Origin of the sequence: Pseudoalteromonas sp. DY56-GL22, from assembly GCF_041414715.1 — a bacterium.
Classification (GTDB): domain Bacteria; phylum Pseudomonadota; class Gammaproteobacteria; order Enterobacterales; family Alteromonadaceae; genus Pseudoalteromonas; species Pseudoalteromonas simplex.
In genome coordinates this window covers 124313-145770 of record NZ_JANHZR010000001.1, presented here as the reverse complement: position 1 = coordinate 145770, position 21458 = coordinate 124313, and the positions used below count along the sequence as shown (strand labels likewise).

Genomic DNA, 21458 nt, shown 5'->3' with positions numbered 1-21458 from the left:
TCAAGCGCACCCTGCCCGGTGCGCTTTTTTATTTTAGAAAGTACGAATATATCCAGAATAAAAAGGGACAGCGCATAGATTGTTGTTTAAGATATAAGCAGTAAAACTGCAAGGAAGGTGTTATGCTCAAATCAATAAAGTCAAAAATTCCATTTATTTTCCTAATCAGTATTAGTCTTTTTTGGGGCATTTATTATCAGGGAAAGCATCCACTAAATGACTTTGGCAAAGCAAATTTTGAATGGTTATACCTGCTTGATGCACTGATAGTATTACCTGTACTTTGCTTAATATTAATTAAAAATAAGAAAGAAGCGGCTTTTAAAGCATTGATGATGTGCTCACTCGCTATTTTAGTGGGGAGTTACATTATTCCCGAACAAAACAAATTTTTAATGAATTACTTAGAGCAAGGTCGTTACGGGCTTTTAGCTTTGATTGTAATTTTAGAGCTAAGTGCTCTCATTACTGTGTACCTGGCAATAAAATCCGCTTTAAGCCAGCAGACAGATCCTGATATAGCTATCGAACGGCCAATTAACAAGCTTTTCAAACAAAGTGCTATTGCAAACTTTTTATGTTTCGAAACACGGATGTGGGCTTTCTTTTTTTACGCTAAACACATTAAACCTAGTTATTTCACTGGTGAACAGCATTTTAGTTATCATAATAAAGACGGTGCACAAGCTAACTTACTTGGCTTTATTTTTATTATCTTATTAGAACTGCCCATGATGCACTTCTTCATACACTTTGTGTGGTCATCAACAGCAGCAAACATAATCACTGGTTTAACTATATTTAGCCTTTTATTCTTCATTGCAGAATACCGAGCAGTTGCAAAGCGCCCTGTTTCTATTAGTAAATCGCAACTCATTATTCGCTATGGGCTCTATCCTGCTTACAATATTGCTTTAAAAAATATCAAATCCATTGATTTAAATACCGACTTTATTGCACGCGCTCGTTCAATCAAACGTTACAACTACTCTGGCTACCCGAATATTAAAATTAAGCTCAATGAACCTATGGGTGATATTAACACTGTTTTCCTGGGGCTAGATGACCCTCATCAGTTTATAAACGCAATGAACAAGGAACAAAAACATGCCATTTAACGAACAAGAACGCAGCGCGCTTTTAGCACTCAAAGGTGTCGGACCAACGGTTATAAAACGGTTCGAAGAAGTTGGGATTGAATCGTTTGAAGACTTAGCTGGGTTTGATGCCAACACTATTGCTGAGCGAGTAGCGTCGATGCTGCATTCAAATTGCTGGAAGAATAGTCCGCAAGCAAAAGCGGCAATCACCGCTGCTATTACGCGAGCAAAGCAAGGCTAAAGTTCAATCACTTCGATTGCCCCGCGCTTTTGCATGGTGACATACACTTTGTTTTGCGTCTCGTTGAAAGCCAAATTCGTTGGATGCTGGCCTTTTAATTGGTAGCTATTTAAGAGCTTGCCGGTAGGCGAGACTTCAAGCACCTTCCCTGCGCCATAACGAGTAATAAACACATGCCCTTGATTATTAACGCGCATGCCGTCTAAGCCATGATCAGCAAATTTAATCAAAACTTTTTTATTACTAATGTTTAAGTTGTCATCTAAGTCATATTGCCAAACGATTCGTTGCACACTTTCGTTCACATAGAGCTTGGTATTGTCGTTATTAACCGCTACTCCATTGGTAGTCCCCATGTTTTTTTCGAGTAAATGGGTGCTGCCATCCGCATTAATACGCCATAGCTGACCCGTTTCGTTCGCCCAGTTAGGGTCACTTGCAAACAGCGCCCCACTTTTGGTGATAGCAATGTCATTGGGTTGATTCATCTTGCTATTATGGGCGAACACTTCTGCTTTATTGCTGCCAGCAGGTACTTTTAAAATATTGTGGTTAATGTAATCGGCAATAAATAAATTACCTTGTGAGTCAAACTGTAAGCCATTACCAACGCTGTCATTCGGTAACCGCACAAACAACGATGTTTTGCCCATGTTATCTACGCGGCCAACCGTTCCTTGCTGGGCATAGTTCACCGCGTATAGGGCACCGTTATACATGGTTGGCCCTTCAATGCCTTGCGTGAACACGTTATCTTTAACAAAGTCTTGGCTATCAATAGCAAAACCTAACGGTGAGCTTAAAAGTAATATCACTGCCAGTGGCTTAGGTAATTTCATGGGTCTGCCTTTTACTCATCTAAACTCGTGTATACCGCTAAAATGGGGTATTCATTTTCACCAAAAGATAAAGTCAGTGAGCGCTTTTCACCATCATCTAACTTGATACCTTCATCAAAAGCTAACGGGTGTAAGCGACGCCCATCGGCAAATAAAGCCATAATATGGTCTGCTTGTAAGATACGCGATCCTGATGCTTTGTTTTCAACAGTTACCACAGCTAATCGTCGGCCGCTTTCACTGCTCATCGAAACACTGTGAACAATACTAAACTCACTTTGCTTTGGATAACGTCTTGCGTCGTTTTCAAACGTAAATACGTTTCCTGGTGTGATAGGATCAACCGATAAAACACTTGTATTAGCATGCGCACCCCTTGCCATAAAACCCGCAACAAGCGTAAAAGCTATAAGAGAAATACCTTTCATATCAATTTGTTTCGCCATTTGAATATTTTTCCAGCATACACCTTTACACTATGCCGTGCAAAATGGATTGTCGTTTGAATGAAATTATCATTTTCTACTCGGTAACAATTTCGCCATTGATTTCTAATTACATGCCCGCACCTATTTATTAAACAGGATTTAAAACAAATCATAGGAGATAAGTATGACTGAAATTAAAAACCGTCAGTATATTCTTGAATCACGTCCAACAGGCCCTGCAACAGAGAATAACCTCGTTTTAAAAACATCTACTCTTCCCTCACCTAAACAAGGTGAAGTTTTACTAAGAACAATTTATTTATCTCTTGACCCTTATATGCGAGGCCGTATGAGCGATGCAGAATCATATGCTGACCCTGTTGAAGTTGGCGATGTGATGGTTGGTGCGACAGTGTGTCAGGTGGAGCAATCAGAGCACCCTGATTATAAAGTAGGTGAATGGGTACTTGCCTATACTGGTTGGCAGGAGTATGCGATAAGTAATACAGAAGGACTGATGAAGTTAGGAGAAAGTCCAGATACTCCTTCCTATGCACTCGGTATTTTAGGTATGCCAGGGTTTACTGCTTATATGGGACTACTAGATATTGGTGAACCAAAAGCAGGCGAAACAGTGGTTGTAGCTGCAGCAACAGGGCCGGTTGGAGCAACCGTCGGTCAGATAGCCAAATTAAAAGGTTGTAAAGTCGTTGGTATCGCTGGAGGCTCTCAAAAATGTAAGCATGCGATTGAGAACTTAGGGTTTGATGCATGCATAGATCATAAAGCCGATAACTTTGAAGAACAGCTTAAGGACGCCTGTGATCAAGGTATTGATGTTTACTACGAGAACGTCGGTGGTCATGTTTTAGATGCGGTACTGCCTTTACTTAACACAAAAGCACGAATCCCACTATGTGGATTAGTATCACAATATAATGCAACTGAGTTACCGCCAGGGCCTGATCGCCTATCTATGTTGATGGGCTTAATTCTTAGAAAACGTATTAAAGTACAAGGCTTTATTATCTTTGATGATTACAGTGATCGTTACGGTGAATTTGCGCAAGATATGCAACAATGGCTGAACGACGGCAAGATAAAATACAAAGAGCACCTTGAAACTGATTTCGAAAATACTCTTAACGCTTTTAACGCCATGTTAAATGGTGAAAACTTTGGTAAAACCGTGGTGCAAGTTCAGCAGCCAATTTAAAAAATTAGGCGCAACAAATAATGTTGCGCCACTATTAAGGATAACAAATGATTAAATTACACCATTTAAACAAATCACGCTCTAAGCGTATTATTTGGCTGCTCGAAGAGCTTGGCGTTGATTACGACATTATTGCCTACCAACGTAATAAAGAGACATTTTTAGCACCTGATGAGTTAAAACAAATTCATCCTCTCGGTAAAGCTCCTGTGATTGAAGATAACGGTAAAGTAATTACTGAATCGGGTGCGATAACTGACTACCTAATAACTCAGTATGGCAAAGGTAAGTTTATGCCAAACCAGCAAAGTGAGAGTTACATTGATTATCAACAATGGCTCCATTTTGCTGAAAGCTCAGCAATGGTGCCTTTTTTATTAAAACTATTTATTACAAAAGATGGCTGTAAAACTAACTTCATTGCTGATTATGCCGACCATGAAATTGGCAAAATACTCAGCTATGTTAATCAACATCTGAAAGGTAGAAAGTACTTTGTTGATGACAACCTTACTGGCGCTGATTTTATGATGTCATTCGTCATAGAGAAAGTCGCTGAGTCTGGCATGCTGTCTCATTTTGCAGAAATAGAGCGGTATTTCGAGCGATTAAACACCTATGAGAGCTATCGCACAGCAAATGAGTTAGAAGCCAAATACGGATAAAGACAAGCAAAGGCATACTCCAATGCCTTCGCACACACACTTACAAAACTCCAAAGGATGAGCGTGATTACACTTCGAGACTTCGTAGAGTCAGATGCAAAACAACTTGTTGCAATTCTTAACGACATGGATGTTACACAATACCTATCAACTAAAATCCCCTCTCCTTATAGTTACGAGGATGCTCAGTGGTGGATTAATGAAGGTAGTCAAAGTCAGCTCATTAAAGCCGTTATATTTAACGATAAACTTATTGGATGCGTGAGTGTGCACCCAGGCGAGTTTGAATTTGATCGCTCAGGTGAGCTAGGTTACTGGCTGGCAAAAGAGTACTGGCGGCAAGGTATCACTGTAAAAGCTGCATCTATGCTACTCGAAACAGTATTCTCTAAAACGAAAATCGCCAGAGTGTTTGCTTACGTGTGCGAAGATAATCCTGCCTCAATGAAGGTTCTGCAAAGATTAGGCTTCGAACAAGATGCAGTTTTAAAAAACGCGATGTTCAAGAAAGGACACTTATTTAATGCGCACCTTTTTTCATTGTTAAAACCTAAAAATTAAGCAAATGAGTATGCATACATCACCATATCATTTGAATGCCCTATTAAGTAACTTTTAAAGTTTCCTAAAATAAAGTAAGCTAACCACTTCTGTAACACTTAAAGTTACCTACTAGGTTTTTACTATGCAACAACATGAAGTCACCGCCTTATTTGATCAACAAGCAGCTAATTATGATTCACAATGGCAAAACATGGCCCCCATTAGCCAGGCCTTGTATTTTATGATGACACCTTTATTCAGCAAACTACCAAGCAATGCGCATATTCTTTGCGTTGGAGCGGGCACCGGAAATGAAATTTTGCATTTAGCACAGGCCTTCCCCCACATTTAGTTTCACCGCAGTCGAACCCTCGAGTGAAATGATCAAAGTATGCAAACACAATTTAACGCAAGCAGGGGTGGCACATCGCTGCCAGTTTCATAATGGTTACGTAGATTCACTTAAAAACTTGATGCCCTTTGATGCAGCGACAGCCGTGTTAGTATCGCAGTTTATTGTGGATGAACCTAAACGAGTGGCATTTTTTGCTGATATTCACAAACGTTTAAAAGCAGGTGGGTTACTTGTCAGCGCAGACTTAAGTGCTAATCAAAGTGACAAAACTTACCCAATGCTGCTTAGTCACTGGTTAAGCGTTATGTCATCAGCCGCAGTCAGTCCTGAACAAATTGAAAGAGTAAAACTAGCTTATGGAAATGACGTTGCTTTAAAAGAATCTCAAGTCATCGAAAGCATCATTGCCGAATCAGGCTTTACAGGCGTTTACTCTTTTTTTCAAGCTGGCCTAATAAAAGCATTTACCGCCGTTAAAGAATAGTTTAAGCCACACACACTCGATTGCGGCCTGACTTTTTAGCTTGATACATAGCTTCATCGGCCCTTTCGATTGCCGTTTCAATATTATCATCGGCGCTTATCAGCGTTACGCCACATGAGCCTGTAACATTAATGTGATTATCGTTGCTAATGTCGATTTTTAAAGCCTCAACGCCAGCTCTTAGCCGTTCAGAGAATGACTTAGCATCATCAAGCTCTGTTTGTGGTAAGCAGACTAAAAACTCTTCGCCACCATAGCGATATAATTGATCGTATTTTCTTAGCTGAGATTTAATGCATTTCACGAGAGCTATTAACACCTTATCGCCCGCAGCATGACCAAATTCATCGTTTACTTGCTTAAAGTGATCAAGGTCGATCATTATCAGTGCGCAGCTTAGTGATTTGCGCTTACACAGCTCGTGTTCTTTTTGCAGGTTTTCTAATAAGTTCGTACGATTTGATGCACCCGTTAAAGGGTCGCGTGTGTGAAGCACTTCAGTAAACTCATCGATAAGGCAGTCAAATAACTCGCGTAATCTATCTAAATCCGCATGAAATTGGTCTAATAAGTTTACTGGAATAACAGTCTTAGACTCTTTTAACGACAACAAGACTTTCGCTCCTTGATGCATTTTTTTATGTGCAGAAGCGATTTCAGAAAAGTGAGGGTGAAGCTTTATAGTCTGATCAGGTAGCTTATTAAACCACTGCCCAAAGCGACAAAAGTTATGAGCATTATCTGCTAAATCTTGTTCATTTGCGGGAGTATCTGCAATTAGACACCTTAATAAGTTTTTATACCATGACTGGTGCCACTCAATAGCTTGCTCAATTTCTGCAATCACATCTTCGAGCTGTGTATTCGACAATGAACTAATACCTTGTCTGTTAATTTGATGCATGGCCAATGAAGGGACTTCCGCTTTATTATTATTATCTAAAACAGTACCTAAGGAATGTTACAAACTCAACCCAAAGCGAGGTAAAGAGATAGTTTATTCAACTAAGCGGTAACCTACGGCGGGCTCGGTTAAGATATGTTTAGGGCTCGCCGCATTTTGTTCAAGTTTTTGTCTTAACTGACCAATATGTACACGAACATATTCGGGGCGATTAATATACTGCTCTCCCCACACTTCAGATAAAATAGCGTTATGCGTTAACACCTTATCTTTTTGCTGAAACAACAACAGTAAAATAGCGTACTCTTTTTTAGTTAGTTTGACTTCTTCAGCGCCTTTACGGACCACGTGCTTATGTGGGTCGATGTGAATATCGCCACATTGCAAAGTTAGGCTGGGTGTTGTTTGTGTGCGAAGTAGCACCCGAATGCGCGCTAGTAATTCGTTTGCGCTAAATGGTTTGGTTAGATAATCGTTGGCGCCGTTATCAAGGGCGGTGACTTTTTCTGTTTCGCCGTCGCGCGCAGAAAGTACTAATACAGGGAGCAGACTCCACTGCCTAAACTCCACCAGCCAATCTTGCCCATCCATATCGAGCAAGCCTAAATCAAGCAGCACTAAATCAAACTGCTGCTGGCTTAATAGTGCAAACGCATCAAGCCCTTTGGCGCACACACTAACTTCATGATCACTGGCTTTTAATAGTGTTTTTAAAAAACTTTGCAGAGGTGGTGAATCCTCTAAAACCAAAATATTAGCCACGACTGTTACTCCAAATTAATATAGCTGTTGCTTGCTTTGCTTGCTCATTGAGGGTTAATTCAAAGCGCCCTTGATGACATTTAGCAACCACATCGCAAATCACACTCCCCAGTCCAACACCTTCATCTTGACTCGTCTCATGCTTATTCGCAAAAGGATTGGTTAACACAATTTGATATTCATTGCGTGTTTCAATAAATTGCATGTTCGCCGAACCATCTCCGTAACGAGCTGCGTTCTCGAGCATATTGGCAAAGGCAATTTCTAGTAGGGTTTCATCGCCAAAACAGATGCTTTGTTGCTGAGCCTCGATGCTCAGTTTAAAGTTTTGTAGTTGCTGCTGACGACGAGATTTTGCCTCGCTAATTAAGGTCAAAATAGGCAGCTTTTGCCATTTAATATTCTCAGCTAACTTATTAACTTTACTGAGCTCCATGACTTTATCAAAGTGCTGGTTAAGTATTTTACTTTGCTCATAAATGTTAGCAGCTTGCTCTTTGATAATCTCAGAGCTTAGTTGGATATCATCATCAGCCAACATGCTTGATGCGCCCATAATGGTCGCTAATGGCGTACGTAAGTCATGGGATAAACTGCGCAACAAGGTGTTTTTTGACCTCTCTAGCTCCGCCTGTACTTTTATCGCCGCTGATTGCTCGCGTAATAAGGTTTTTTCTTGAACCTGATACAGTAAAGAACACGCTGTATTCGCCAAAGCCTGTTGCTCTGCATTTAGCGTTTTGGCAAACGCAATACCACCAAATTCCGCTTGTTGTTCGTTTAAATAAATAAACTGCTTTGACGCTGTTAGCTGCCAATCACACGCAACCTTTAAATGCGCGCTCATGGTTGTTAAAAACAGCTGCTTTTGCTCCTCAAGGCTATCGAGATCATTAAGCTTTTTTGCTAACTCATACAATAAGCGACTATTACTTGCATAGGCTTGCACATCGCGAACCTTGGTATTGAGCTCTCCGGCAAGGTGACTTATCACTAAACCCACAATCAGCATCACCAAAAAGGTGACCACATATTCAATATTTTCGATATGAAAAGTAAAGTAAGGCACCACATAAAACCAGTCCGTGCAGGCAACACTCACCAAGGTGGTAAGTGCTGCAACACGGCGATTACTGCGCACCGCAACCCATGTCACCCACAAAAGCTGTAGCATCACAATATCGGTGGTTGTAAACAGTTCTCGAAATGGGAATATCGCAAGCACCACGACAAGTGGCATCAACACACTTAAAAATGCGGCTTTTAAATACTGTATTTTGAATACTGACTGCATCATCTTTTCACTTATTGTTTATCCCTATTAGATTAAAGGGTTTTCAATTTTGTCACTATAAAGTTTTTATAAAGTTTTTTTATCTCGGCATAAAATCTTTATAAAGCTTTCAAGCTCTCTAGAGACTTCTGTTTTTTTGCCATTAGCATTTAGCGCGTACCCACAATAGCGAGAAAGACTATGGCTCAGTTTGCAGTAATCGGATTAGGACGTTTTGGCGTAACCGCCTGTTTAGAACTTTCAAAACAAGGTCATACAGTGTGTGCCGCCGATATTAGCGAAAGCACCGTTAATCACTATGCCGACCAACTCAGTTTTACCGTGGTGGTTGATGCCAGTGATGAAACACAATTAGCACGGCTCGATTTACCCAGTTGCCAAGCCGTATTGGTGGCCATTGGCGAGAATATTGAAGCCAGTATTTTATGTGTATTGCACTTAAAAAACTTAGGCGTAAAGCAAATTTGGGTAAAAGCCTGTACCAAAAGCCACCATCAAATACTAAGTAAACTTGGCGTTGACCGCATAATTCACCCTGAAGAAGAAATGGGCGTGAGGGTTGCGCAAGCGCTTAACTACCCAATGGTTAATCAATATTTCCCGCTTAACCAATCCACGTTTATTGTTGAACTAGGCATTGATCTGCAGCTTTCAGGTCGCAAAATTGGCTGGCTGCTCAAAGAACGTAATAGCGATATTAAACCACTCACACTACGACGTGATGATTACTTCAATACAGAGCTGACTAACGACACCGAACTGCGTCACGGCGATAGTCTGGTGCTACTGGGCTCTAAAACTTACTTAACTAAATTAGCAAAACGGTTTCGTGCATTATGATCAACTGGCAAGCCAACGTTTATCCAAAACAATTTAGCGGTGTAAAGTGCCGTAAGCGGCAAAAAATAAACCCACCTTTAGTGCTTACTATCGGCTTTATTGTGTTAATTATGCTCGGCACGGGCTTGCTTATGCTACCAATGGCAAGCACCCAACCGATCAGCTGGCTCGATGCATTATTTACGGCAACCTCTGCGGTTACAGTAACAGGGCTGGTGGTCATCGACACAGGTACTGATCTGACTGTATTTGGTCAAAGCGTGGTCATGCTGCTGATTCAAATAGGTGGCATTGGCTTTATGACCGTGGCGGTGATTTCAATACTAAGTTTAGGAAAAACCCTAGGCTTACAACAACGCTTACTCGCTAGCCGCGCTTTTGACACTAACGATTTAACCTCGGTGATCAAAGTTGCTAAGTATGTTTTAGTGTATTCATTAGTGATTGAGTCGGTGGCATTTTGCTTACTCTTTATTAGTTGGTTCGATGACTATGGCGCACTAAAAAGCGCCTATCACAGTCTGTTTTATACGATTTCGGCGTTCAATAATGCGGGCTTTGCGTTAAGTGGCGATAGCTTATCGGCATTCAAGGGCGATATAACCGTAAACGTAGTGATCACCGCTTTGTTTATCATCGGTGGTTTAGGGTTTACTGTACTGATTGATATCTACAAACAAAAGCGCTGGTCATTACTATCGACCAATACCCGCCTGGTGTTAATTGCCACCTTAGTGCTCAACTGCATCGCATTTATATTGATTTTTTTCTTTGAACACGCCAATCCGACGACATTAGCGCCGCTATCAACGTCTGAGCAAATATTAACGGCTTGGTTTCAAGCGGTGACTCCTCGTACAGCAGGATTTAATACCCTACCGATTGATGGTTTGAGTCAAGATTCAACGCTTTTGACTATGCTGCTGATGGTGATTGGCGGTGGTTCAGTCAGTACGGCGAGCGGCATAAAACTAGGCACCTTTGTGATCCTAATTTTAGCAATGCGCAGCTATTTAAAACAGCAAACCACGGTTACCGTGTTTAACCGCCAGCTGAGCGACAAGTTAGTGATCAAGGCATTAAGCGTCATGATACTGTACTTATTTATCGCTTTTACCAGCATTATGATCATCACTAAGCTTGAACAAGGGTCGTTACTTGATATCACCTTTGAGGCAATTTCGGCACTCAGTACCGTAGGCCTTTCGCGAGGTATAACTGGGGATTTAAGTGCGCCTAGTCAGCTCATCATCATACTGCTGATGCTGATAGGTCGGGTTGGGCCATTAACCTTTGCTTATTGTTTTGCTCGCCAGCACAGCCAACCTTTGACCTACCCGACTACCAGTATTCAAATTGGTTAAGTGTACAATTTTGACACTTTTTAGTGTTAAATTTGTGAACTTGAAAAGCACTAAAATAAGTCTACAATAATGACATATAAATATGCCATTAATCATTACTTGAGAAATAAATTGAAAAAGTCAGATGCAATCAAAAAGCTATCAGAATTTGATAAACAAGGACGTTATATTTTTACAATGTCTGATTTTGCAAAGATTTTTTTTGATGATACTAATAGGAGCTTGAGAGCGGGGATTTCTCGACTCATCGATGATGGCTTTTTAATTAGAGTTGCAAATGGCATTTTTATTTACGCTCTTGCTCAGTCAAAAGGAAGTGATACGCTGGAGCTAATTGCAAAAACAATCCGCCGTGGTGAGTACAATTACGTTAGTTTAGAGTCTGCACTTTCAGAGTATGGAATTATTTCACAAATCCCCGTTGGCAGATTGACCATTATGACAACAGGACGCTCGGGTGAATATAAAACGCCTTTTGGTACAATTGAATTTACTCACACTAAGCGAGACCGTTTAGACATTCTAAAAAACACAATGAAAACAGATCGCTCTTTGAGATTTGCAACGAAAAATACTGCTCTAAGGGATTTAAAAAGAGTTGGCCGAAATACTCATTTAATTGCAGAGGAAGCATAAGATGAAAACTGAACAAGAGAACTTTGCGCAACTGGTAAATCTCGCTATGCAAACCACAAATGTTTCTCATATGCGGGCTGTTATAGAAAAAGAGTTATTGCATTACGACATCCTATTTGCTCTCGAAAGAGGTGGATTTCTTGATAAGCTGGTATTTCAAGGAGGTACTTCTTTAGGATTATGTTACGGCGGAAATCGCTTTAGTGAAGATTTAGATTTTGCTGGTGGTAAAGAATTCAATTCACTCATGTTAAAAGATATCAAAGCATGTATTGAAAAGTATATTGGCGAAAGATATGGCCTTGAGGTGACGGTTAAAGAACCGAAAGAGTTAAAAAAAGACCCTAAATACTCAGAATTAAAAATTGATAAGTGGCAAGTTGCAGTAGTAACTGCACCACAAAGAAAGGATTTACCCAAACAAAAAATTAAGTTAGAAGTTGCCAATATTCCGGCCTACACAAAGCAGCCTTTACCACTTAATGTGAACTATGATTTTCTGCCTGATGGATACAGCGATACACTGATCTTAGCTGAAACACTCGATGAGGTGATGGCTGACAAAATAATTTCATTACCAGCCACAACAAAGTATGTGCGACATCGAGACATTTGGGATCTTGCTTGGTTGCAACAGCAAGGGGCTCAATTAGATATTGAACTAGTTAAAAATAAAGTTGCTGACTATCAACTTGAGCAATATCAGCCCATGCTCTCTCATTTAATTGATAGGTTACCCGAACTTACCACGAGCCCTGAGTTTATCGGTGAAATGAAACGCTTTTTAGATACCGAAGTATTCGATAGAACTCTCGGTAAAGAAAAGTTTCAGTTGTACTTACAAAACACCCTGACAGAGTTATTCAAGACAGTTCTGTCAAAAATGTTTACCGAAGCTAAAGAGCCTGATTTTAAAATGTAAGACCCTGCTACAACTGCTGTAGCAAGGCTTTAATGTCACTGTAGCGCTGCGGCTCGCAAAGGCCAAAACCTGAAAGCTGCCTGACTTTATTACGGGTAAATAAAGGCACGCTCATGCCCGCTAAAAAGCGGCACTGAGTATCGATGCTGACATCACTAATTCCTTTAGCGGCTAAGTGCTGTTTAAGCTCTGCAACTTTACTGGCAATCACATTTTGCTCAGGCATTTGATGCACTAATGAATAACTTAGCTTTACCTGCTGGCCTCTACACACTGAACAATGGCCACATTGCTGGGGTGCATTCTGGTCATCAAAATAGCGGGCTAAGTTATAACTTAAGCAGCTATCTAGCTCAAAAAAGCGCACTAAAGTGGCGATACGTTTAATTTCGGCCTGTTCTTTTTCGATAAAATATTGGTGAAGTTGCGGTGCTAAATCTGCGTGGTTTATTACCGAGTTATTCACCTCATACACTTGCGTGATGCGTTTGGTCTCAAGGGCAATATGACCTTTCTCGGCCAAATAATCGAGCGCTGCAACCACACGTTTTCTATCAACTTGAGTGGCACGGGTTAACGCATCAAAATTAAGTGTGCCCCAAATTTTCTTAAACTCAGTGTGTTTGAATACCTGTTGTAAAAACGCTTGTCGGTCAGCATCAAACTGGCTAAGTAGCTCGTTTTGATCCGTTAAAAACTTATATTTAAAATCGGCGTAATAGGCATATAAAGGCGTAATAGCCCCTTGCATTTCTAACTGCACTAGTAAGGTTTTTAACGCTAAAGCACGAATATTACTTTCGCTAGATAAGCTGTACTCTTGCATTTCCCACTGGTTGTTCGTTTGTTCGTTGCGAATGTTATTAATGACATAGTCAATCCCACTTTGCTCGGGCGTGTCGGCATAAACAAAGTTCTCAACGGTATTTAAGCCATCAAGGTTTGCTAGGGTAAAACAGTTTGAAGGCGAACCATCTCGCCCTGCGCGGCCAATTTCTTGGCTATAGTTCTCAATCGATTTTGGCAAATCATAGTGGATCACAAAACGAATATCAGACTTATCAACACCCATCCCAAAAGCAATGGTTGCTACGACGATATTAATTTTACCCGCCATAAAATCGTCTTGAATTTGCCAGCGTTTATCATCCTCAAGGCCTGCATGATAGGCCACTGCATTAAAGCCCGCTCTTGCCAAGCCTTCGGCCACTTGCTCAGCAGTATGCTGTAAGGTGACATAGACAATCCCTGCCCCTTGTTGGCTGGCTATGATATTTGCTAATTGCTGAGGTTTTTCTTGGCTTGCAACACTGAGCACTGATAAATCGAGGTTGCTTCGGTAAAAGCCTGTTTGCACTACACATTCTGGGGCAATGGCAAAACGCTCACACATATCGCGCTTTACTTTTTTAGTTGCGGTGGCGGTAAGTAGCAATACCAACGGAATATTAAGCTCTTCACGATAGCGCGGCAGTTTTAGATAATCAGGCCTAAAGTTGTGGCCCCATTCAGATATACAGTGTGCTTCATCAACCACCAGCATCGAAATAGGCACTTGTTTAATAAATTCACGAAAGCGCTCATTCTTAAAACGCTCAACTGAGACCATTAAAATTTTCACCTTCCCTGCTCGCACATCACTCATTACCGTATGGCTTTGCTCACTGGTTTGGCTTGAATCAAGGCTTGCCGCGTAAATACCTTTGCTATTTAAAAAGCTGATTTGATCTTTCATCAGTGCCAATAATGGCGATACCACTAAGGTCAAGTTGGGTAAGTGCAATGCGGTTAATTGATAGCACAAAGATTTACCTGAGCCAGTTGGAAAAATTGCCAACGACGATTGCTGATTTAATAGCTGCTCAATGGTTTGTTGCTGACCTTGGCGAAACTCATTAAAGCCAAAGTATTGATTCAACGAAGTGTGTAGTGGTGTAGTCATCCTGATCCCTCACTTTCATTCCCTTTTCAGGTAATGATAGGTCTCTTACTGCGAATTAGCCATGTTAACGTGTTTAACTCAATCTCCCAAGGCCATTGATATAACTAAGCGCACTATATTGTTCTTAACAGGTACTGACAAAACCAGTAAAAAGGCGCACAATGGGCGCGTTGCCATGGGGTATTGATGGATGGACTTGCAATACCTAAGCGCTTTTTCGCAAGAGTGTTTAGGTATTATACTTTTGAGGGCAACGTAATGATTAACCAACCTCCTAAAATCGTGATAGTCGGTGGTGGCGCTGGTGGCTTAGAGCTAGCAACACAATTAGGACACAAACTCGGGAAAAAACGTCAAGCAGAGATACTTTTAATCGATAAAAACCGCAGCCATATTTGGAAGCCGTTACTTCATGAAGTAGCGACGGGGTCGATTGATGCCGATTTAGACGGCGTTGTATACTCAGCTCATGCAGCAAAACATCATTATAATTTTCAACTCGGCAGCTTTTGCCACTTAGATCAAACCAACAAAACTATCACTTTAAGTGAGTTAAAAGACGAACTTGGCCACCGTATTTTACCTGAGCGCCAAGTCAGTTATGACTACCTTGTACTTGCTATAGGCAGTGTCAGTAATGACTTTAATACCCCAGGTGTTAACAAGCACTGTTTTTACCTTGATTCAAACCAACAAGCTGAGCGCTTTCAGCATGCTCTACTCGATAACTTCACCCGCTTACATCAAGATGACGACCCACAACATTCTTTAACCATTGCCATAGTGGGAGGTGGTGCAACCGGGGTTGAGCTGTCGGCAGAGCTTTATCATGTGTCAGACATGCTAAAAATGTATGGCCTTAATAAAATGACCGCGAAACGCTTACACATTGATTTAATTGAAGCGGGGCCGCGAATTTTGCCCGCATTACCCGAGCGCATTGCAAACTCAGCTAAGCGTGAACTGGTTAAATTAGGAGTAACAGTCCGCGAAGGCACGCAAGTAAAAGAAGCCACAGAAAACAGCTTTATTACCAAAAACGATGAACATATCAAAGCCGACATTATGGTTTGGGCTGCGGGTGTAAAAGCACCTGATTTCATTAAAGATATTGGTATCTTTGAGCTCACCCGCAATAACCAAATTAAGGTGAACCAATATCTGCAAAGTAGCGTTAATGACGATATTTTTGTGATTGGTGATTGCTGTGCATTTACTCAAGAAGATGGCACACAAGTGCCACCCAGAGCGCAATCGGCTCATCAAATGGCACAATGTGTTGAAAAAAACCTAATAGCCACACTCAAAGGCCAGCCACTCAGTGCCTTTACCTACAGTGATCATGGCTCTTTAGTTAACTTGTCACGCTACAGCACGGTAGGCAGTTTAATGGGCAACCTAACCAGTAATAGCTTTTTTATAGAGGGTAAAATAGCGCGATTTATGTATATTTCGCTCTATCGTATGCATCAACGTGCTATCCATGGCAGTGCAAAAACTTTTGCACTGTGGATCAGCGAAAAAGTACTCCGCGTTGTTAGGCCAAAAATGAAACTGCATTAAGCTACGGCATAAAGCCGGCAAATTAGTTGTTTGTCGGCTATTTATGCACTTCGTCCCTAGGTAATTGACATCACTCTACAAAGTCATACACTTCAAGCAAGATAGATCCATGGATTGAAGATGAAAAAAGGTATTTCGCTAACCGTTTTTGCAGGGGTTTGTGCCTTTGGTACCTACCTGATATTAGATAAACCCACTCCCATCGAAGCGATAAGCAGTAAAATATCAACATCTACTGCTGCTACAGCTAAACAAAATAACGCTACGAGTTTATTTGAACCATTAAGCCTGCAAAATAGCAAAGCAACAGAGCTGGCTAAACTCAAGCTAGCCAAACGCCAGTGTAAGCAACAAAGTTTAAAAGCCACTCAAGCTGCAGCTGATCACAGTCAAATAGAAGCAGCGATTAAACAAGCACTAAAAGACGGCGACTCCCTTGAAGATATTTCAAGTTATTCGGAACTTGTGAAAATATCCTACCGTTCATTTAATACCTTAGTTATTAACGCCATCAAACAAAATGCAGAACAGCAATTTCAATATGCCTCATCAGTTGGCATATTAAAAAACTGGCAAGGGCTTGAGGTCATTGATTATTTTGATATAGATACAATCAATCAACTAACGGCAATTGATGGACCCCTTAGTCAAAATACTGGCTCAATGATGTTTAATGTGCCATTACCTGAGCAAGTAAACAAAACAGCATTGTACAAACTATTGGATAACAACGATGATTTTAATACCTATTTAAAAACGCCGTTTAAAATCGGCCCATCAAGGCTCATTTCACCATCTATTTTGTTTCTTGTTAATGCTCATGCGCTTAGTTTAACTGAGTTTGAAAACGCGATATCTAGTAAAGAGTTTACTGTTAACGACATTGCTGTGGCTTTAAAAATCAACTTACCTAATGATTACCTAACAGCGCTCATCTCTCAAACAGCACAGCTAAACGGCTCGCCTACAGCAATGAGTGATGACTTTATGGATGAACAACTGTATTTAAACCTTGCAGATGTCGCTGTGAGTGAATTTAACGTGCCAATTTTAAAGTTATTAAGTGAGCGAGGTATTGAGCCCACTAATCAGCCAAATGTATTTACAGCGATGGATATTGCCATTGTAAACCTAAAAGGCAGCTCAAATAGCGAAGTGCAGCCACTAGAGAGCAAACACATAGAAACACTAAGTTATCTAAAAAATAAGGGTTATCGAGCTCACGGCGAGCTTGTACGCGACACACCGAACGATAGGCTGCTGATGCTTAAATCTTCATTGTTACCGAGTAGCCTTTTATTTGTTGGCGACCAAGTTGCTAATGATGCTTTTTCTCAGTTTATAGATTTAAAGCTAATTCCAAATAACCAAGCATTTAAACGTAAAGAAAAAGATAACTCTGCAATATCAAAAGCACTCAGCGCCTATGAACTACAAAAACAGCAAGCGAAAAAAATATCTCCTGAGTGTGAAACGATAGATCAGCGGATTTATTCGCTAGAAGCGATAAAAACACGCTCTCAAGCACTCAAAGAATTAGAAACACTCGAAGCGCAACAAGGCTTACTAACTCCCGATATGCTTCAAGCCATCGACCCTGTGCAGGTTCATAATTGGCAATTCTTGCATTCAAATGAGTATAAATATCAAACCTCAACGCAGTACCAAACCTACAAAGAAGCAATTATTGAAAAAGACTTTAATACCATTGCCAGTATCACCCAAACAGCAAAACTGAGTACCCACCAGACAAATATGTTGCTCGCAGCAACAATAGAAAACGCTCAACAATTAACGTCTATTTGGCAAAACAGAGTCGACCCAACTGCACCTAAGAATCTTTATGTTTTTACTAAATTGCCATTAGCACAATGGCAGACATTAGCTGATAACGGCTTTGATTTTTCATTAAAAGAGATGCAAAACAACGACATGTATTTTTATGCAAGCATGCATTCAAATGCAGCTGTTAAGTTTTTAATGAGCCTTGCAGTTGCGCATGACTTTTCTAAACCTGGGCTTGATATTCTCGATCAAGCACTGGAGCAAAGCTATAACACACAAACCCTCGCTGACTATATGCCAAGCGCATTAAAACTTATTGACCAATATGAGCCTAACCACTTTCGTCGTGCCGAGCGTCTAAAAATTTTTGTTCCTGATGTTTATGAAGAGCTTATTAAACTTGAGCCAAAACTTGCACCCAAAGATGGCACTGTAATGAATAACTATCAGTACAGCGCTTATTAAGCTCCTTACCTATTTGAGCCGTAAATTAACCTATCTGTTTTGAGCTTCGCCGCGTATAATGCCCACTTTTTGTGGGGCGCAAAAATTGAATATTATTACGCTAAGCGTTTTGTCGCTTGCAATGTCGACTGATGCTTTTGCAGCTTCAATCACCAAAGGCAGTACACTTAAAAACCCTCGTGTTCTGAGTGCAATCAAGCTTGGTTTATTGTTTGGCTGTATCGAAGCTATCGCACCGATTGTTGGCTGGCTGATTGGCAGTGCCGGTGCAGATTACGTTGAAGCCTTTGATCACTGGATTGCCTTTGTGTTGTTAGTGGGTTTGGGTATTCATATGTTGCTTGAGAGTCGTAAAGAAGATGACGACGATGAAGAGGAACTTGCACCGAATACCAAGCGCTCTTTCATTGCCACACTACTAACTGCCGTTGGCACCAGTATAGATGCTATGACAGTAGGTATCAGCCTTGCTTTCATGAAAGTGAATATTTACTTAGCTGCCGCCATGATAGGCCTAGCAACCACAATTATGGTTACCATCGGCGCGCTACTTGGTAACGTAATGAGTGGCTGGGTAGGCAAAAAAGCCGAAGCAATTGGCGGTGTTGCACTTATTTTTATCGGCTGTGGCATCCTATACAGCCATACCGTGACTTAAACTAATAGCTTATCAAACTCTTCTTTGGGCATGGGCTTATAAAAATAGTACCCCTGCCCAAGTTCACAGCCTAAATCGATCAACTTATTTAGGTGCTGTTTTTCTTCTACTCCCTCGGCAACAATTAATAGACTTAATGAATGAGCTAAGCTTGTTATTGTCTTGACTATATCCATACTCTGCGAATCAACCATCATGTCTCTAACAAATGATTGATCTACTTTTAAAACATCGACCGGAAAAAGCTTTAAATATGAAAGACTGGAATAACCCGTTCCAAAATCATCAATCGCAATAGTCAGGCCAAGCACCGCTAAATCATTCAGCATACTCTTAGTTACTTCAAAATCTTCCATTAACGCACTTTCTGTAACTTCTAATTCGAGCAATTCACTCGGTAAGCCCGACATTTGGAGAGTTTGCGCCACAAAGTTGCAAAAGTTTTTATCCGTAAACTGCTTTGCTGAAATATTGACAGCAACCTTGATACGAAAGCCTTTATCTAACCACTCCTTTGCTGCGTAACAACTTTGCTTTAAAACTGACTCACCAAGAGCGTTAATAAGTCCAGTCTCTTCAGCTAAAGGAATAAATTCAACTGGCAATATAATTTGATTATTAGTATCTCGTAACCGAACAAGTGCTTCAACACCGACTATTTTTTGTGAACCCAGTGCGACCTTGGGTTGATAATAAACTTCTATCTTGTCGTTTTCTATCGAAGTACGAATCAGTTTTTCAACACTTTGGCGCTGTTTAAACTGATGCTCTAAATCATCTGAGTAATAACAAAAGCGATTACGTCCTTGCTCTTTCGCTTTATACATAGCGGCATCAGCATGAGTCATCATATCTTCTGCTGTCACTGATTCTCTAGGATAAATGCTAATACCTACACTCACTGACAAAATATAAGGTTGTTCATCAATTTTGAATGGTTCACTCATTGTATTAATGATGTCAGTAGCAATCACATCAATAATTGATGTTAGCTTTATTTCAGGGATTAATATCGCAAATTCATCACCGCCGATCCGCGCTAATGTGTAGTTTAAATCAATTAAAGATTCTAATCGCTTCGCAACAAGTTTAATTATTAAATCACCTTGTTGATGACCAAGTGTGTCATTCAAGTATTTAAAATGATCAATATCAATTAAAATTAAAGCAACTTGTTGCTCCTTGCTCTTGGCTACTTTGCAAGCATGGGAGACTCTATCATAAAGCAAGACTCGATTAGGCAAGTCGGTTAGTAAGTCATGATTAGCAAGGTGACTCATTTTAACTGCCATTGCCACTGACTCACTAACATCGTGAAAAACGATGATCCCACCACTGACACGACCATCATCATCACGAATTGGCGCAGCAGAATCTTCGACTCGATAAACACGGTTATCTAATGCTGTTAATTGGGTATTTAACGACATAGCAACAATACGATTTTCTCGCAAAGCAAGTAGGATAGGATTAACTAGGTTTTGTCCTGAATACGCATCAGTCAACTTCATCACGTCATCAATATGTTTTGCCTGAGCCTGCTGTGCTGAATAACCCGTTAGCTTTTCAGCAATGGGATTCATAAACGTAATATGGGCTTCATTATCTGTTGCGATAACCGCATCACCAATCGAGTTGAGCATTACTCGCAATCGCTCAGACTCAGCAGCTAATAACTTTTTAGTGCGCTTAATTGATGTAATATCCGTAAGCGTCAATATAACGCCTACCGCTTGTCCTTCATGAAATTGTAAATTAATTTGTGCCCTAACATGCTCAATATTATCGCTCGGATCGACAAACGGTACATTTAACACTTCCTGCGGCTTTTGCTCTTCTAAACAGTTATGCAAAGCAAGGTATAGATCATCAGGAAGAATATCTTTAGCTCTGTGGCCAATCATCTCATTGCCACTTACGGCAAACCACTGACAAGTCATGTCATTATTAAAAAGGTTTAGCTCTTGCACTGACCAATAAGAAATAAATACCGGAACTTGAGCTATTAGTGCCGCAACGTCATCTTTTGCAGTACTTATTTGCACTTCCTGTTGCTTCATTTTTAGATGATTTACTATTCTCAACCGACATAGATTTAAGTCTACAGGCTTATGAATTAAATCAACTCCACCATTCTCAAAACTCTGATACTCAAATATTTGTTCATTATGCGAGGTAACAAAAATAACGATTGATAGGGCTGTTAGTGGGTTTTGTTTAATTGCTTTGCATACTTCGAAGCCATTCATATTTGGCATTTCAATATCAAGTAAAATAATATCGGGCCTGAATGAAAATGCTACGCCTAAGGCTTCAACTCCTGACGCACATCCAATAACTTCACCTAAATCACCAAGAGCCTCAGTCATCACCAATAGACTTGTAGGTTCATCATCAACAACGAGTATTTTACTCTGCCGATTATTTAGATGAGAAAAAAGCAAGACTATGA

The 21458-nt window shown here is 40.5% G+C and carries 20 protein-coding genes and 1 pseudogene; 14 read left to right on the top strand and 7 right to left on the bottom strand.

All coding sequences use genetic code 11. The features are described from left to right. Positions 1 to 122: 122 nt before the first annotated feature. Both NO991_RS00580 and NO991_RS00575 read left to right on the top strand, forming a co-directional pair. Entirely contained in the window at positions 123 to 1118 is a 996-nt protein-coding gene (locus NO991_RS00580; RefSeq protein ID WP_054553473.1) for a hypothetical protein, read from the top strand. Then, positions 1108 to 1341, top strand: coding sequence for a helix-hairpin-helix domain-containing protein (locus tag NO991_RS00575; RefSeq protein ID WP_054553472.1), 234 nt, complete (start codon positions 1108 to 1110; stop codon positions 1339 to 1341). Before NO991_RS00580 ends, NO991_RS00575 begins: the two co-directional genes overlap by 11 nt. On the opposite strand, the gene NO991_RS00570 is transcribed toward NO991_RS00575, so the two are convergent. After that, positions 1338 to 2180 (bottom strand): SMP-30/gluconolactonase/LRE family protein, encoded by an 843-nt coding sequence (locus tag NO991_RS00570; protein WP_199528795.1) that lies wholly within the window; start codon positions 2178 to 2180, stop codon positions 1338 to 1340. The two genes, NO991_RS00575 and NO991_RS00570, sit on opposite strands and share 4 nt — an antisense overlap. Before the next feature lie 11 nt (positions 2181 to 2191). Further along, entirely contained in the window at positions 2192 to 2626 is a 435-nt protein-coding gene (locus tag NO991_RS00565; protein ID WP_300357439.1) for a hypothetical protein, read from the bottom strand. Between the two features lie 166 nt (positions 2627 to 2792). On the opposite strand from NO991_RS00565, the gene NO991_RS00560 reads away from it, so the two are divergent. The 5 genes and pseudogenes from NO991_RS00560 to NO991_RS00540 form a co-directional block, all read left to right on the top strand. Continuing rightward, positions 2793 to 3824, top strand: coding sequence for an NADP-dependent oxidoreductase (locus tag NO991_RS00560; protein WP_300357436.1), 1032 nt, complete (start codon positions 2793 to 2795; stop codon positions 3822 to 3824). A 47-nt stretch (positions 3825 to 3871) separates the two neighbouring features. Further along, positions 3872 to 4489: a glutathione S-transferase family protein gene (locus NO991_RS00555; RefSeq protein WP_054553468.1), complete on the top strand. Its 618-nt coding sequence runs from the start codon at positions 3872 to 3874 to the stop codon at positions 4487 to 4489. A gap of 57 nt (positions 4490 to 4546) precedes the next feature. Then, on the top strand, positions 4547 to 5050 hold the full coding sequence (locus NO991_RS00550) for a GNAT family N-acetyltransferase (protein ID WP_138599379.1): 504 nt from the start codon (positions 4547 to 4549) through the stop codon (positions 5048 to 5050). Positions 5051 to 5174: 124 nt separating this feature from the next. After that, positions 5175 to 5384: a hypothetical protein gene (locus tag NO991_RS00545; RefSeq protein WP_371351523.1), complete on the top strand. Its 210-nt coding sequence runs from the start codon at positions 5175 to 5177 to the stop codon at positions 5382 to 5384. A gap of 10 nt (positions 5385 to 5394) precedes the next feature. Beyond that, a pseudogene (locus NO991_RS00540) lies at positions 5395 to 5871 on the top strand (methyltransferase domain-containing protein); the annotation flags it as partial. Between the two features lies 1 nt (position 5872). Here NO991_RS00540 and NO991_RS00535 read toward each other — a convergent pair. The 3 genes from NO991_RS00535 to NO991_RS00525 all read right to left on the bottom strand — a co-directional run bounded on the left by NO991_RS00535 (position 5873) and on the right by NO991_RS00525 (position 8834). Further along, the gene (locus tag NO991_RS00535) at positions 5873 to 6775 is read right to left on the bottom strand and encodes a diguanylate cyclase (protein WP_371351522.1); all 903 of its coding nucleotides are present in this window, start codon (positions 6773 to 6775) and stop codon (positions 5873 to 5875) included. Between the two features lie 93 nt (positions 6776 to 6868). After that, on the bottom strand, positions 6869 to 7537 hold the full coding sequence (locus NO991_RS00530; protein WP_054553464.1) for a response regulator: 669 nt from the start codon (positions 7535 to 7537) through the stop codon (positions 6869 to 6871). Next, positions 7530 to 8834 (bottom strand): DUF4118 domain-containing protein, encoded by a 1305-nt coding sequence (locus NO991_RS00525; protein ID WP_371351521.1) that lies wholly within the window; start codon positions 8832 to 8834, stop codon positions 7530 to 7532. Before NO991_RS00525 ends, NO991_RS00530 begins: the two co-directional genes overlap by 8 nt. 177 nt (positions 8835 to 9011) lie before the next feature. Between NO991_RS00525 and NO991_RS00520 the strand changes: the two genes are divergently transcribed. The 4 genes from NO991_RS00520 to NO991_RS00505 all read left to right on the top strand — a co-directional run bounded on the left by NO991_RS00520 (position 9012) and on the right by NO991_RS00505 (position 12593). Next, positions 9012 to 9671 carry a TrkA family potassium uptake protein gene (locus tag NO991_RS00520; protein ID WP_054553462.1) on the top strand — a complete coding sequence of 220 codons (660 nt, stop codon included), beginning with the start codon at positions 9012 to 9014 and terminating at the stop codon, positions 9669 to 9671. Beyond that, positions 9668 to 11035: a TrkH family potassium uptake protein gene (locus tag NO991_RS00515; RefSeq protein WP_300357418.1), complete on the top strand. Its 1368-nt coding sequence runs from the start codon at positions 9668 to 9670 to the stop codon at positions 11033 to 11035. Before NO991_RS00520 ends, NO991_RS00515 begins: the two co-directional genes overlap by 4 nt. Positions 11036 to 11104: 69 nt before the next feature. Next, positions 11105 to 11671: a type IV toxin-antitoxin system AbiEi family antitoxin gene (gene abiEi / locus NO991_RS00510; protein WP_235523702.1), complete on the top strand. Its 567-nt coding sequence runs from the start codon at positions 11105 to 11107 to the stop codon at positions 11669 to 11671. Position 11672: 1 nt separating this feature from the next. Continuing rightward, positions 11673 to 12593: a nucleotidyl transferase AbiEii/AbiGii toxin family protein gene (locus tag NO991_RS00505; protein WP_371351520.1), complete on the top strand. Its 921-nt coding sequence runs from the start codon at positions 11673 to 11675 to the stop codon at positions 12591 to 12593. Between the two features lie 7 nt (positions 12594 to 12600). On the opposite strand, the gene NO991_RS00500 is transcribed toward NO991_RS00505, so the two are convergent. Continuing rightward, the gene (locus NO991_RS00500) at positions 12601 to 14535 is read right to left on the bottom strand and encodes an ATP-dependent DNA helicase RecQ (RefSeq protein WP_300357412.1); all 1935 of its coding nucleotides are present in this window, start codon (positions 14533 to 14535) and stop codon (positions 12601 to 12603) included. Positions 14536 to 14793: 258 nt separating this feature from the next. On the opposite strand from NO991_RS00500, the gene NO991_RS00495 reads away from it, so the two are divergent. From NO991_RS00495 to NO991_RS00485, 3 genes are all read left to right on the top strand, one after another. Next, complete coding sequence (locus NO991_RS00495) at positions 14794 to 16098, top strand: NAD(P)/FAD-dependent oxidoreductase (protein WP_166338337.1); 1305 nt, start codon at positions 14794 to 14796, stop codon at positions 16096 to 16098. Between the two features lie 120 nt (positions 16099 to 16218). Next, positions 16219 to 18348, top strand: coding sequence for a hypothetical protein (locus tag NO991_RS00490; RefSeq protein ID WP_371351519.1), 2130 nt, complete (start codon positions 16219 to 16221; stop codon positions 18346 to 18348). Between the two features lie 85 nt (positions 18349 to 18433). Then, positions 18434 to 19006 (top strand): manganese efflux pump MntP family protein, encoded by a 573-nt coding sequence (locus tag NO991_RS00485; RefSeq protein WP_138619787.1) that lies wholly within the window; start codon positions 18434 to 18436, stop codon positions 19004 to 19006. Here NO991_RS00485 and NO991_RS00480 read toward each other — a convergent pair. Continuing rightward, on the bottom strand, positions 19003 to 21450 hold the full coding sequence (locus NO991_RS00480) for an EAL domain-containing protein (RefSeq protein ID WP_300416523.1): 2448 nt from the start codon (positions 21448 to 21450) through the stop codon (positions 19003 to 19005). The two genes, NO991_RS00485 and NO991_RS00480, sit on opposite strands and share 4 nt — an antisense overlap. Positions 21451 to 21458: the final 8 nt, after the last annotated feature.

Coding starts and splice junctions, on each gene's coding strand:
- NO991_RS00580 (WP_054553473.1), top strand. CDS start 123: ATGCTCAAATCAATAAAGTCAAAAATTCCATTTATTTTCCTAATCAGT.
- NO991_RS00575 (WP_054553472.1), top strand. CDS start 1,108: ATGCCATTTAACGAACAAGAACGCAGCGCGCTTTTAGCACTCAAAGGT.
- NO991_RS00570 (WP_199528795.1), bottom strand. CDS start 2,180: ATGAAATTACCTAAGCCACTGGCAGTGATATTACTTTTAAGCTCACCG.
- NO991_RS00565 (WP_300357439.1), bottom strand. CDS start 2,626: ATGGCGAAACAAATTGATATGAAAGGTATTTCTCTTATAGCTTTTACG.
- NO991_RS00560 (WP_300357436.1), top strand. CDS start 2,793: ATGACTGAAATTAAAAACCGTCAGTATATTCTTGAATCACGTCCAACA.
- NO991_RS00555 (WP_054553468.1), top strand. CDS start 3,872: ATGATTAAATTACACCATTTAAACAAATCACGCTCTAAGCGTATTATT.
- NO991_RS00550 (WP_138599379.1), top strand. CDS start 4,547: ATGAGCGTGATTACACTTCGAGACTTCGTAGAGTCAGATGCAAAACAA.
- NO991_RS00545 (WP_371351523.1), top strand. CDS start 5,175: ATGCAACAACATGAAGTCACCGCCTTATTTGATCAACAAGCAGCTAAT.
- NO991_RS00535 (WP_371351522.1), bottom strand. CDS start 6,775: ATGCATCAAATTAACAGACAAGGTATTAGTTCATTGTCGAATACACAG.
- NO991_RS00525 (WP_371351521.1), bottom strand. CDS start 8,834: ATGATGCAGTCAGTATTCAAAATACAGTATTTAAAAGCCGCATTTTTA.
- NO991_RS00520 (WP_054553462.1), top strand. CDS start 9,012: ATGGCTCAGTTTGCAGTAATCGGATTAGGACGTTTTGGCGTAACCGCC.
- NO991_RS00515 (WP_300357418.1), top strand. CDS start 9,668: ATGATCAACTGGCAAGCCAACGTTTATCCAAAACAATTTAGCGGTGTA.
- abiEi (WP_235523702.1), top strand. CDS start 11,105: ATGACATATAAATATGCCATTAATCATTACTTGAGAAATAAATTGAAA.
- NO991_RS00505 (WP_371351520.1), top strand. CDS start 11,673: ATGAAAACTGAACAAGAGAACTTTGCGCAACTGGTAAATCTCGCTATG.
- NO991_RS00500 (WP_300357412.1), bottom strand. CDS start 14,535: ATGACTACACCACTACACACTTCGTTGAATCAATACTTTGGCTTTAAT.
- NO991_RS00495 (WP_166338337.1), top strand. CDS start 14,794: ATGATTAACCAACCTCCTAAAATCGTGATAGTCGGTGGTGGCGCTGGT.
- NO991_RS00490 (WP_371351519.1), top strand. CDS start 16,219: ATGAAAAAAGGTATTTCGCTAACCGTTTTTGCAGGGGTTTGTGCCTTT.